Genomic DNA, 12,390 nt, shown 5'->3' with positions numbered 1-12,390 from the left:
AAGGCTAGAACAACTCGATGTCATCGTCCTTGGATGAGGGCTCGGAGAGCTTCAGTGCCTCTTCGATACTGGCACCGGCCAGCATGGCGTCAAACATGGCCCGATCCGCCTCGTTGGTGTACTTGGCACGGATGGCGCTTTGCAGCCCACTCCATTCATAGGGGTTGTACAGCCGCCTTGAGTCGGACACCAGTTCTGCCAGCCCCTCAAGGCTGTTACCGATGTGAGTGAGGCGCTGGGACAGTCGGTCGTAAAACTGGAACGCCACGATGGCGTCGGACATGCTGGACTCCACGGCGCTGCAGTTCTCCAGGATACTTTGTTTCTCCTGGCTATCTTCCAGGCTATCGGCGGCCGCGTGAATCACCTGGGTATTCCCCACCATATGGGTGAACGACGCAGTCAGGGTTTCGACGGAGTCGTTACCATCGCGCATTGTCCGCTCGATCTGCGCCACCGCCAGTTGCAGCATCATCACGGTCTCGCGGACCTGGCTCCAGTCCAGATCCGGCCGCGCGGCGGTGGACGGTGTCTCGGGAAGGTCGGGCATGTGGCTCCTCGCCAGGGTTTGCGTGGTTTTCCGGCAGTATTGCCCCCACGCTGCAAACGGTCAACACGCGGAAATCAAGGAACCACCCGAAAATTTCTCCCCTCCTGGGCTTGACGCGGGGGGCCAGGATGAACATAATGCGCGCTTCCAATTCAGCGCGCCCGTAGCTCAGCTGGATAGAGTACCTGGCTACGAACCAGGTGGTCGGAGGTTCGAATCCTTCCGGGCGCGCCATATAAATCAAAGGCTTAGCATCGACGAGGTGCTAGGCCTTTTTCGTTTTTGGCCGAAATTCAAGAATTACCCCCACTTCCCCCCCCCACGCTTGTCAAAGCTGGAGATCAAGTCTTTTGCCACCCGCGACGAGCAGACGGCGCACAGATCGGCATCGTGTTTCAGACTGCAACACCCTTCGATACGCCCCGCCTGATGACCAGGCATCCAAATTCCGCAGGCGCCGCCCATCCCACGATTCTCCCGTGTCCGATGCGTCGCCAGGGTCCGTGACCCCCTTCTGTCCCGGCCTGGCAAGCGCTACGATGACCAGGATTGGAATCCAGGAGAGCCCGCCATGAAGATTGCAGTGTTTGGTGGTACCCGCGGTGTGGGTGCCCAGGTGGTAGAACAGGCAGTCAAGCGTGGCCATTCCTGCCGGGTGCTGGCGCGCAATCCAGAGTCTGTACCGGATCTGCCCGAGGTGGTGGCCATCAAGGGGGATGTACTGGACCCGGACGCTGTGTCACGCGTGCTCGAGGGCTGCGAGGCCGTGGTGATCAGCCTCGGGCCCACCCGAAAGAGTCCGCCCACCGTCTGTAGCGAAGGCACCCGACTGATCATTGAGGCCATGCAACGCCACGGTATCCAGCGGGTGGTGGCGGTCAGTTCCATGGGCGTGGGAGAAAGCGCTCAGCAGGTCCCCTTGTTCTTCAAGATCGTCAGCGCCATCTTCCTGCGCGGCGTGATGAAGGACAAGGAGGCGCAGGAAAAAATACTCAAGGAGAGCCCCCTGGACTGGACCATAGTGCGCCCCGGTGGACTGTTCGATGGCCCCCCCACCGGGAATTATCAGGCTGGTGTGGATGTCGATACCATAGCAGCCCGGATTTCACGGGCCGATGTGGCCTCCTTCGTACTCATTCAGCTGGACGATGAGACCTATCTGCGGCAGGCCCCGCACGTGACCTGAACCCTCACCCGACGGGAACCGGCAATCATTCATCCATGGCAGGAAACACCTCCTTGAATACACCAATGATTCTCACTGCGGGTGGCGCGTCCGTCCTCTGCATCGGGATCGGCCTGATCAGCGCCAAGCTGCACGCCGATCTCGAAAGCCATGAGCGCGGGGAGATACCCCTGAGTGACGAGGAACGCAAGCAGTCGCCACTGTGGAGCGTGCGCCGGTTCCCGGAAGACCGACTCGAACGCCTGGTGTACCGCATGCCGGGAGTGGAAGTGGCCATGCTGGCACTGGCCTTCTTCCTCTGGTGGGCTGCCCACGGGCCCATCGCGGCGTTCATTGCCTCCTTCGCGGTCATCGTCATCCGGCCCACCCTGGCCAACGCGTTAGGGCTGAGGCATTCCGGTCAGGGGGAACTTTAGAACCCCTTGGCGCCTGCCACAAACCGACCATGATGATTGCCCGATCACACAGGAACCAGTGACATGAGCAACAGCGCCCCTTCCAAGACCATCGACCTTGCCCTGCAGGGGGGCGGCGCCCATGGTGCGCTCACCTGGGGGGTTCTGGATCGCCTGCTGGAGGATCCCCGTATCCACATCAGCAGCGTCAGCGGCACCAGCGCCGGGGCCATGAACGCCGTGGTCATGGCCGACGGGCTGGATCGGGCCGGCCGCGAAGGGGCTCGCGATGCGCTCACCGCCTTCTGGAAGGCCGTGAGCGATGGGGCCAGGCTCTCCCCCATCCAGCGCACGATCTGGGATCGCCTCAGCGGCCGCTTCAGCATGGACCACTCCCCGGGGTATCTGTTCTTCGAACAGCTCACCCGGCAGTTTTCCCCTTACGAACTCAACCCGCTGAACATCAACCCCCTGCGGGATCTGGTGGCCGCCCAGATTGACTTCGAGCGGGTCAATCACTGCAGCGAACTCAAGGTGTTCGTCACCGCCACCAATGTGCGCACGGGTCGGGGGCGTATCTTCACCCAGCCAGAGCTCACCGTCGACACCGTGATGGCATCCGCTTGCCTGCCCTTCATGTTCCAGGCCGTGGAGATCAACGGCGAGGCTTACTGGGACGGCGGCTATATCGGCAATCCGGCCCTCTACCCGCTGGTGGAGGACACCACCACCCGTGATCTGGTCATCGTGCAGATCAACCCGATGGTTCGGGAAGAACTGCCCCGCACCGGTCGGGACATCATCAATCGACTCAACGAGATCACCTTCAACGCCAGCCTGATCAAGGAACTGCGCGCCATCGAGCTGTTGCATCAACTGATCGAGGCCGAAAAACTGGAATCAGAGCGCTATCGAGACATCTTCGTGCACCTGATCCACGCCCACGAGGAACTCAAGGACCTGGATGCCTCCAGCAAGCTCAACGCCGAATGGGAATACCTCACCTACTTGAGGGACCGCGGCCGCAACTGGGCCGACGCCTTCCTGAATGAACACTTCGACGACCTGGGCCAACGCTCCAGCTTTGACCTCAGGGGCCTGTTCACCGACACCTTCGCCCCACCGGACCTGGATCAGGGGGGCAACAAAGACACCTCAGGGGAACCACGCTCATGATGGACATCCTGGTCATCCTGATTGCCCTGGGCCTGCTCATGTACCTGGCCTACCGGGGCATCAGTCTGTTGATACTGGCCCCGGCGCTGGCCACCTTTGCGGTGCTGGCCACCCAGGACGGCCCGGTACTGGGCAGCTATACCCAGATCTTCATGGGGGCGACGGGCGACTTCATCACCCTGTATTTCCCCGTGTTCCTGCTGGGGGCCATCTTCGGCAAGCTCATGGAGGACTCAGGCAGCGCCGATGTGCTGGCCCGCGCCATCATTCGCTGGCTGGGCAGCAAGCGAGCCATGCTGGCCGTGGTGCTCTCCTGCGCACTCATGACCTATGGCGGGGTTTCCCTGTTCGTGGTGGCCTTTGCCGTCTACCCCATCGCCGCCGCCCTGTTCCGTCAGGCGGACATCCCCAAGCGTTTGATCCCGGCCACCATCGCCCTGGGGGCCTTCACCTTCACCATGACCGCCCTGCCGGGCACACCCGCCATTCAGAACGCCATCCCCATGCCCTATTTCGGCACCTCGCCGTTTGCCGCACCCGGGCTCGGTGTGATCACGGCCCTGGTCATGTTCGGCCTGGGCATGCTCTGGCTCGGTTATCGGGCCCGCAAACTGGCCCACGAGGGCTATGGGGATCACCCGGACGCCGAGTTCACGCCGGACAAGGAACTGCGTGAACGCTCGGCCGGCGAGGGCTTTGACCTGATGGAACTGCCGGTTGAACAGCGTCCGGTCGCGCCACCGTCGGTCTTCCTGGCCATGCTGCCCCTGGTGCTGGTGATCGCCATCAACCTGCTGTTCACCTTCCTGATCATCCCGCGCATGGACACCGACTTCCTCGCCCTGCCGATATACGGCGAGACCAGCATTGAGCAGGTTCGGGGGATCTGGTCGGTGATCGCCGCGCTCGTGTTGTCACTGATGGTGGTGATCGCCTTCAACTGGAAACGCCTGCCCAAGCTCAAGCAATCGGTGGACAACGGCGCCAATGCCTCGCTGTTGCCCATCTTCAACACCGCCAGTCTGGTGGGATTTGGCGCCGTGATCGCCTCGCTGGGCGCCTTCATGTTGATCCGCGATACGGTGGTGGGGCTGGGTGGTGACAACCCCCTGATCTCTCTGGCCATTGCGGTGAACATCCTGGCCGGTATGACCGGCTCCGCCTCGGGGGGCATGAGCATCGCCCTGTCCACGCTGGGCGAGACCTACATGGAGATGGCTCGGGCCCAGGGCATCGACCCCGAACTGCTGCACCGGGTGACCGCCGTGGCCACCGGTGGACTGGACACCCTACCCCATAACGGCGCGGTGATCACCCTGCTGGCCATCTGCGGCCTCACCCACCGCCAGGCCTATTTCGACCTGGCCATGGTGGCCATGCTGGCACCCTTCCTGTCACTGATTGTCCTCATCACCCTGGGAACGGTATTCGGCAGTTTCTGATTTGTATATCAGTGTTTTCTTATTTATAGTGCGCAAGGAAATATGGACCCGAGGCCACCCTCTCGACCCACCGATGCCACCAGGAGTCCCGCACCATGGAATCCCCTTCCAGCCAAACCAGTGAAGCACCCGGCCCCAGCCACTGGCTGATGCATGTGCCCATCCCCCTGTTCGCCATGGTGATGGGCATCACCGGACTGGGGCTGGCCTGGCGCAAGGCCCACGACGTGCTGGGACTGCCGGCCGTCATCGGCGAGGCGCTGCTCATCCTGGGGGCGGCCATCTTCGTGAGCATCACCCTGCTCTATCTCGCCAAGGCCATGCGGCACTTCGACGAGGTGGTGGCGGAGTTCAGGCACCCCATCCGTGTGAACTTCTTCCCCACCTTCAGCATTTCCCTGCTGCTGCTGAGTATGGCGGCGCTGGATCACTGGCCAGCGCTGGCACTGGTGCTCTGGGCCGTGGGCACCACCCTGCATTTCATGGCCACGGTGTATCTGATCGGGCGCTGGATCAATCAGTCCCACGAAATCAACATGATCAACCCGGCCTGGTTCATCCCGGTGGTGGGCAACCTGCTGGTGCCGGTAGGTGGCGTACAACTGGGGTTCGTGGAGACCTCCTGGTTCTTCTTCTCCATCGGCATGATCTTCTGGATCATCCTGTTCACCATCGTTTTCTACCGCATCGTCTTCCACAATCCGCTGCCGGCCAAGTTCCTGCCCACCCTGTTCATCCTCATCGCACCACCCGCCGTGGGCATGATCGGTTACATGGGGCTGATGGGGCACGAGGTGGACATGCTGGTACGCATGCTGGTGTATGTGGGCCTGTTCATCACGGTGCTGAATGTCAGCCTGACACCGCAGTTCCTTAAGGTGCCCTTCTTTGTCTCGTGGTGGGCCTACACCTTCCCGCTGGCGGCCATGTCCATCGCCACCCTGGAGTATCTGGACGCGATGCGAGGCATCGGCCTCACCCTGGTGGCCGGGGCCGTGCTCACCCTGACCACCTTTGTGATCCTGGCGGTGCTCGCGAGGACGACGACGGCCCTGGTGACCGGGAAACTCTTTGTGCCTGATTAACCCCCAAGTCGTATTGAAAAACATAGCCCCTCTCCCCCTTGGGGAGAGGGGTTGGGGTGAGGGGAGAGGCCTCTCCCCTCCTTCACATCAGTGCCGAATCAAATGATCAAAGGCCCCCAGCGCCGCCCGGGCGCCCTCGCCCACCGCGATCACGATCTGCTTGTAGGGCACCGTGGTCACATCACCCGCAGCAAACACGCCAGAGATCGATGTCATGCCATGGGCATCGGTGACAATCTCGCCGCGACCACTGAGCTCCAGACCCGACTCACGCAGCCACTCGGCGTTGGGCACCAGGCCGATCTGCACGAAGATCCCTTCCAGATCAATGCGCTTGGTCTCGTCGGTGTCCCGATCCTTGTAGGTCAGGCCATTCACCTTGTTGCCGTCCCCGTTCACCTCGGTGGTCTGGGCGTGGGTGATGATGTCCACATTGGGCAGACTGCGCAGCTTCTTCTGCAGCACCGCATCGGCCCGAAGTTCCGTCATGAACTCCACCAGGGTGACATGGGCCACCACGCCGGCCAGATCGATGGCCGCCTCCACACCGGAGTTGCCGCCGCCGATCACCGCCACGCGCTTGCCCTTGTACAGGGGGCCATCACAGTGGGGGCAATAGGCCACACCCTTGTTGCGATATTCCTGCTCGCCGGGCACGTTCATCTCCCGCCAGCGGGCGCCGGTGGCCAGGACCACGGTCTTGCTCTTGAGGCGGGCGCCGGACTCGAACTCCACCTCGTGCAGCCCATTCTCACTCTTGGCAGGCACCAGCTTCACGGCCCGCTGCAGGTTCATGATGTCCACGTCGTATTCCTTCACGTGTTCTTCCAGGGCCGCGGCCAGCTTGGGGCCCTCGGTGTGCGGCACGGAGATGAAGTTCTCGATGGACATGGTGTCCAGCACCTGCCCACCGAAGCGCTCCGCCGCCACACCGGTGCGGATGCCCTTGCGTGCCGCATAGATGGCCGATGAGGCCCCGGCGGGGCCACCGCCCACCACCAGCACGTCGAAGGCGGACATGGCATTGAGCTTCTCGGCATCGCGGGCGGAGGCGTTGGTATCCACCTTGGCCAGGATCTGCTCCAGGGTCATGCGGCCCTGATCAAAGGGCTGCCCATTGAGGTAGACGCTGGGCACGGACATGATCTCCCGCGCTTCCACCTCATCCTGGAACAAGGCACCGTCGATGGCCACGTGACGAATGTTCGGGTTGAGCAGGGCCATCACGTTCAGGGACTGCACCACGTCCGGGCAGTTCTGGCAGGACAGGGAGTAGTAGGTCTCGAAGTGCAACTCACCTTCCAGGGCACGGATCTGCCCCACCACCTCTTCACTGGCCTTGGGCGGGTGGCCACCCACTTGCAAAAGGGCCAGCACCAGGGAGGTGAACTCATGGCCCATGGGGATGCCGGCGAAGACGATGCCGGTGTCCTCGCCCGGTCGATTGATGGCAAAGGAGGGGGCGCGACCATCCTGGCCATCGGTGCGCAGGGTGATCTTGTCGGTGAGACTGGTCACGTCCTCCAGCAACCCCTTCAGTTCCCGTGACTTGTCGCCATCATTCAGGGTGGCAACGATCTCCAGGGGCTGACTCACCTTTTCCAGGTAGGCTTTCAGTTGTGTCTTGAGATTTGCGTCCAGCATGCCGGTGATACCTCAGTAATGGTGTCCAAACAAAAACGCCCGGGCGAGTGATCACCCGGGCGCCGGATCCTGCAATCTGCAGTGGGGGCGTGAGTTAGATCTTGCCCACCAGATCCAGGGACGGAGCCAGGGTCTGCTCACCTTCCTTCCACTTGGCCGGGCACACTTCGTTGGGGTGCGCAGCCACGTACTGGGCAGCCTTGACCTTGCGCAGCAGCTCTTCGGCGTTGCGGCCGATGTTGCCGGCGTTGATCTCCATGATCTGGATGCGACCTTCGGGATCGATCACGAAGGTGCCACGTTCGGCCAGACCGGCGTCTTCGATCAGCACTTCGAAGTTGCGGGAGATGGTCAGGGTCGGGTCGGCCAGCATGGGGTACTGCAGCTTGTTGATGGTCTCGGAGCTGTCATGCCAGGCCTTGTGGGTGAAGTGAGTATCGGTGGAAACGCTGTAGATCTCCACGCCCAGCTTCTTGAACTCTTCATAGTTATCGGCCAGATCACCCAGTTCGGTGGGGCACACGAAGGTGAAGTCGGCGGGGTAGAAGAAGAACACCGACCACTGACCCTTGAGGCTTTCCTCGCTCACCTGCACGAACTCGCCATTGTGGTAAGCGGTGGCATTGAACGGCTTGACTTCGGTGTTGATCAGGGACATGGACTTAGCTCCTTGGTTGCTTAGGGTTGCACTGCGATTTCGAGTTAGACGCATTCTAATATCGCAGTGCAGCGGAGTGCAATCGCTTGTTTTGATTCTATTGATAGTTTTTAGCTATCTACTTCAGCGTGTCCCTGATTCCCTTGGGCCAGGAGAAGGAGCGATTCCCTCCCTTGCCCTTGGCCTGCCCCCCAAGCTCCCTACCCTTCTCGGTCAACTCCAGCCCGCCCTCCGCGGACCGCGCCAGATAACCCCGCTCTTCCATCATTTCCAGGAACTGCGGCGTCTTCATCTTCAATGAGGCGGCAATACGGGAAGATGGCAAGGATTCATGGGGGCTCTGATCAGTGCCCTTGTCAGTGGGTTTGGCCGCGGCAGCCTTCGCACCCTCCCTGGCCGCGGATTCTTTTGGATCAGCCACCCCGGCGATCTCCCCTGGAGTCTCCGTCGGCGCAGGCTTGGCCTGAGTGGCATCCGCATCCTGAGCCTTCGCGGAGTCATCACCGGATGTTGCCCCGGATGCCGACCTGGAGGCCGCTTTGGCAGTGGTCGCGGCCTTGTCCTTGGCAGTCTTCTTCCGGGGTGTCTTGCTTTGTGTGGCCCTGGACCCTTTGGTGCCCTTGCCCCCGGCGGCCTTGCCCGTTGTGGATCGGCTACCTCGCCCCTTGCCCTTCCTTGCGGGTGCCGGAGCCTCCTCGGCGGGAGAGATTTCACTGTCCCCATCCTGGGGCTGGACGTCCGTCGCGGGTACGGGCGCCGGTGGCGTCTGCGCAGCAGGCTCGGGCTCAGGTGCCCATTCCGGTTCACTCTCCGGAGTCTGCCCCTCCCAGGCCGCCTCCCCCTCGGGGGCCATCTCATCCAGGCTGCGCGGCAGTTCATCCAGTGGCATGAACTCATCCAGCGCATCGGGCAGACCATGGCGTTTGAGGATGCGATTTTGATCCATGTCGGACCCGGACAAGTCCAGTTCCAGCCCCAGACGTTCGGAGTAGTTGGCCGGCTCGAACTCATGCAGATCCAGGATCAATTTGGCGGCCTTCTCCATAGTGGCCTTGCTCACGCGGTTCAGCCCCGTCTGGATCACGTTGAGCGGACCGTAAGTGAGGGTGAACTTCATCTTCGTCTTCTCGTAATGACGGATGAAGTCGGTGATCTTCATCACCCGGTCTTCCCAGCGGGTGGGGTTCTCGATGATCACCTCATCCTCGTCCGACAGCACCACGCACACCTCCACCGGGTGGGCCAGGCGCATGCCCAGCCGCTTGGGCCAGCGCTCGCGATCCAGTATCCGCTCCAGCTTGGCGGCCTTGTCGAAAAGCTCCTGAAAGGCGGCGCGCACACCCACCCACTCGTCGCTCTCCGGGGAACGAATGAACGCCTCGCCCAGCCGGTTCACCTTGACCGACTCGGCCCCCATGAAGCCGGAGTCCACCAGGGTGATCTGCAGGCTGCGGTTGATGAGCAGATGATCAATCTCCACCACCTCGTCACCCAGCGGCAGACGCAGGTCATGCAGGACCACCACATCCTCCAAAGGCTCCGCCAGGTGCAGGTTCACGGTTTCCGCAAACATGCGTTGGGCGTCCAACAAATAGAGTCGCAGGATCAGCGGGTCGATCTCCCCCGCATGCTCCGGGTAGGCCTCCTTCAACTGTTCCAGCTCGAACAGATGAGGGGATCGATCATCCGGTTGCTTCATCAACATGCAAGACTCCTTAACCCACGTCGCGGTGTCCGAAACCCCACAAAGGGTCGGATTTATCACAGGACATTAAAATAATTTCCGCACCTAATCAATCACTTATCAATTTCATTTTCGGCATGCCTCTTGCAACAAAGGCCCGCGCGACACACAAACCAACCAAGACTCGAGGAGAGCACGCCGTGGCAAGAGCCAAACTGACCTTTAAAGACATCAATCTCACCGTGAACGCCCCCGTGGGCGCCCGCGTCATCGACATCTCCGAAAAGGTGGGCACAGGCATCATCTACGGCTGCCGCGAAGGGGACTGCGGCACCTGCATGATGCAGGTGGAGGAAGGCTGGAACAATCTGACCGAACCCTCGGTGGTGGAGCATAAGGCCCTCAAGGAGAACAACGCAGGCCGCCACCAGCGCCTGGCCTGCCAGGCCCAGATCCTCGGCGACGTGACCGTTCGTCCCGCCTGATCCTGCCCTATTCCGGAGACCACTATCATGCCAAACATCACTTTTTCGCATCCTGACTACAAAGACAAGACCGTTTACGCCGTGGCCGGCAGCCACACGGAAACGATCCTCAAGATCGCCCGGGAGAACAAGCTGCCCATTCAGTTCGACTGCCAGGACGGCGAATGCGGCACCTGCCTGGTGCGCGTCACCCACCTGGGCAAGACCAAGCCCAAGGGCGGCCCCCTCACCGTGAAGGAACAGACCGTGCTCCAGGAGTTGGGCAAGCTCACCGCCGAAGAGATCGAGCAGATGTCCGTGGACGATTTCCCGCCCCAGTGGCGCCTGGCCTGCCAGATGATCGTGCGGGATGAGGATTTGCTGGTGGAGTATGGGGTGAACTAAGCCCTGAGGCGGGGCGGTTCACACACGGGGACTACCCTGGGGACGCGAGGGGCGAGCCAGACACTCGCCCCTCTGCATTTTCAAGGTATAACCCTTAGGTTATCCAAACAATCACAACAATTGATTATTAATTATACCCGCACTTATTGTAGTCTTTCTCACGTCGAAGCAAATGTTGTTGAGCTCCCGACACCGGCTCTGCCGGCAAGGGGCGCGCCAGAACCATAAAATCCAAAGGAGTCGACGATGGCAGTCAAGACCTACAGTGCTGGTGTAAAAGATTACCGCCAGACGTACTGGACCCCGGAATACACCCCCCGCGATACCGACATCCTGGCGGTGTTCAAGATCACCCCGCAGCCGGGTGTGGATCGCGAAGAGGCTGCCGCCGCCGTGGCCGCCGAGTCCTCCACGGGCACCTGGACCACGGTGTGGACCGACCTGCTGACCGACATGGACTACTACAAGGGCCGTGCCTACCAGATCGAAGACGTCCCTGGTGACGATGAGTGCTTCTATGCCTTCATCGCCTACCCCATCGACCTGTTTGAGGAAGGTTCGGTGGTCAACGTGTTCACCTCCCTGGTGGGCAACGTGTTCGGCTTCAAGGCCGTGCGTACCCTGCGTCTGGAAGACGTTCGCTTCCCCATTGCCTATGTGAAGACCTGCGGTGGCCCCCCGCACGGCATCCAGGTGGAACGCGACATCATGAACAAGTATGGCCGCGGCCTGCTGGGCTGCACCATCAAGCCCAAGCTGGGCCTGTCCGCCAAGAACTACGGCCGCGCCGTTTATGAATGCCTGCGCGGTGGCCTGGACTTCACCAAGGACGATGAGAACGTGAACTCCCAGCCGTTCATGCGCTGGCGTCAGCGGTTCGACTTCGTCATGGAGGCCATCGACAAGGCGGAGCAGGAAACCGGCGAGCGCAAGGGCCACTACCTGAACGTGACCGCGCCCACCCCGGAAGAGATGTACAAGCGTGCCGAGTACGCCAAGGAGATCGGCGCCCCGATCATCATGCACGACTACATCACCGGTGGTTTCTGCGCCAACACCGGCCTGGCCAACTGGTGCCGCGAGAACGGCATGCTGCTGCACATCCACCGCGCCATGCACGCGGTCATGGACCGTCATCCGCGCCACGGCATCCACTTCCGGGTGCTGGCCAAGATCCTGCGTCTGTCGGGCGGTGACCACCTGCACACCGGCACCGTGGTGGGCAAGCTGGAAGGCGACCGTGACGCCACCCTCGGCTGGATCGATCTGCTGCGCGAGGACTATGTCAAGGAAGACCGTTCCCGCGGCATCTTCTTCGATCAGGACTGGGGCTCCATGCCCGGCGTCTTCGCCGTGGCCTCCGGTGGCATCCACGTGTGGCACATGCCGGCTCTGGTCTCCATCTTCGGTGACGACGCCGTGTTCCAGTTCGGCGGCGGCACCCTGGGCCACCCCTGGGGCAACGCGGCCGGCGCCACCGCCAACCGTGTGGCCCTGGAGGCCTGCGTGCAGGCCCGCAACGAAGGTCGCGAGCTGGAGAAGGAAGGCAAGGACATCCTCACCGCCGCAGCCGGGCACAGCCCCGAACTCAAGGTCGCCATGGAAACGTGGAAGGAGATCAAGTTCGAGTTCGACACCGTGGACAAGCTGGACGTGCAGCACCGCTGATCGAACCCGTTCATTGAACCCTGCGCGGGCGGC

The 12,390-nt window shown here is 61.7% G+C and carries 12 protein-coding genes and 1 tRNA gene; 9 read left to right on the top strand and 4 right to left on the bottom strand.

Annotation, left to right across the window (positions count from 1 at the left end; genetic code table 11):
- Positions 1-4: 4 nt before the first annotated feature.
- A complete protein-coding gene (locus ECTHA_RS0111615) occupies positions 5-550 on the bottom strand; it encodes a hypothetical protein (RefSeq protein WP_025282280.1) in 546 nt (181 codons plus the stop codon).
- A gap of 157 nt (positions 551-707) precedes the next feature.
- Between ECTHA_RS0111615 and ECTHA_RS0111610 the strand changes: the two genes are divergently transcribed.
- The 6 genes from ECTHA_RS0111610 (at position 708) to ECTHA_RS0111585 (ending at position 5,834) form a co-directional block, all read left to right on the top strand.
- A tRNA-Arg gene (locus tag ECTHA_RS0111610) sits at positions 708-784 on the top strand.
- A 337-nt stretch (positions 785-1,121) separates the two neighbouring features.
- Positions 1,122-1,736 (top strand): NAD(P)-dependent oxidoreductase, encoded by a 615-nt coding sequence (locus ECTHA_RS0111605; protein WP_025282281.1) that lies wholly within the window; start codon positions 1,122-1,124, stop codon positions 1,734-1,736.
- A 53-nt stretch (positions 1,737-1,789) separates the two neighbouring features.
- Positions 1,790-2,152 carry a hypothetical protein gene (locus ECTHA_RS0111600; RefSeq protein WP_128571938.1) on the top strand — a complete coding sequence of 121 codons (363 nt, stop codon included), beginning with the start codon at positions 1,790-1,792 and terminating at the stop codon, positions 2,150-2,152.
- A 63-nt stretch (positions 2,153-2,215) separates the two neighbouring features.
- On the top strand, positions 2,216-3,307 hold the full coding sequence (locus ECTHA_RS0111595; protein WP_025282283.1) for a patatin-like phospholipase family protein: 1,092 nt from the start codon (positions 2,216-2,218) through the stop codon (positions 3,305-3,307).
- A complete protein-coding gene (locus tag ECTHA_RS0111590; RefSeq protein ID WP_025282284.1) occupies positions 3,304-4,749 on the top strand; it encodes a GntP family permease in 1,446 nt (481 codons plus the stop codon). Before ECTHA_RS0111595 ends, ECTHA_RS0111590 begins: the two co-directional genes overlap by 4 nt.
- A gap of 95 nt (positions 4,750-4,844) precedes the next feature.
- The gene (locus ECTHA_RS0111585) at positions 4,845-5,834 is read left to right on the top strand and encodes an SLAC1 anion channel family protein (protein WP_025282285.1); all 990 of its coding nucleotides are present in this window, start codon (positions 4,845-4,847) and stop codon (positions 5,832-5,834) included.
- A gap of 87 nt (positions 5,835-5,921) precedes the next feature.
- On the opposite strand, the gene ahpF is transcribed toward ECTHA_RS0111585, so the two are convergent.
- The 3 genes from ahpF to ECTHA_RS0111570 form a co-directional block, all read right to left on the bottom strand.
- A complete protein-coding gene (gene ahpF, locus ECTHA_RS0111580; RefSeq protein WP_025282286.1) occupies positions 5,922-7,478 on the bottom strand; it encodes an alkyl hydroperoxide reductase subunit F in 1,557 nt (518 codons plus the stop codon).
- Positions 7,479-7,572: 94 nt separating this feature from the next.
- Entirely contained in the window at positions 7,573-8,136 is a 564-nt protein-coding gene (gene ahpC / locus ECTHA_RS0111575; RefSeq protein ID WP_025282287.1) for an alkyl hydroperoxide reductase subunit C, read from the bottom strand.
- 118 nt (positions 8,137-8,254) lie between these two features.
- On the bottom strand, positions 8,255-9,841 hold the full coding sequence (locus ECTHA_RS0111570; protein WP_025282288.1) for a nuclease-related domain-containing protein: 1,587 nt from the start codon (positions 9,839-9,841) through the stop codon (positions 8,255-8,257).
- A 179-nt stretch (positions 9,842-10,020) separates the two neighbouring features.
- On the opposite strand from ECTHA_RS0111570, the gene ECTHA_RS0111565 reads away from it, so the two are divergent.
- From ECTHA_RS0111565 to ECTHA_RS0111555, 3 genes are all read left to right on the top strand, one after another.
- Entirely contained in the window at positions 10,021-10,305 is a 285-nt protein-coding gene (locus tag ECTHA_RS0111565; protein WP_025282289.1) for a 2Fe-2S iron-sulfur cluster-binding protein, read from the top strand.
- A 27-nt stretch (positions 10,306-10,332) separates the two neighbouring features.
- The gene (locus ECTHA_RS0111560) at positions 10,333-10,689 is read left to right on the top strand and encodes a 2Fe-2S iron-sulfur cluster-binding protein (protein ID WP_025282290.1); all 357 of its coding nucleotides are present in this window, start codon (positions 10,333-10,335) and stop codon (positions 10,687-10,689) included.
- 246 nt (positions 10,690-10,935) lie between these two features.
- Positions 10,936-12,357 carry a form I ribulose bisphosphate carboxylase large subunit gene (locus ECTHA_RS0111555; RefSeq protein ID WP_025282291.1) on the top strand — a complete coding sequence of 474 codons (1,422 nt, stop codon included), beginning with the start codon at positions 10,936-10,938 and terminating at the stop codon, positions 12,355-12,357.
- Positions 12,358-12,390: the final 33 nt, after the last annotated feature.

The sequence above is a fragment of the Ectothiorhodospira haloalkaliphila ATCC 51935 genome (genome assembly GCF_000633935.1).
GTDB classification, from domain to species: Bacteria; Pseudomonadota; Gammaproteobacteria; order Ectothiorhodospirales; family Ectothiorhodospiraceae; genus Ectothiorhodospira; species Ectothiorhodospira haloalkaliphila.
The sequence above is the reverse complement of the archived record's forward strand: the minus strand, read 5'-3'. Positions and strand labels throughout refer to the sequence as shown.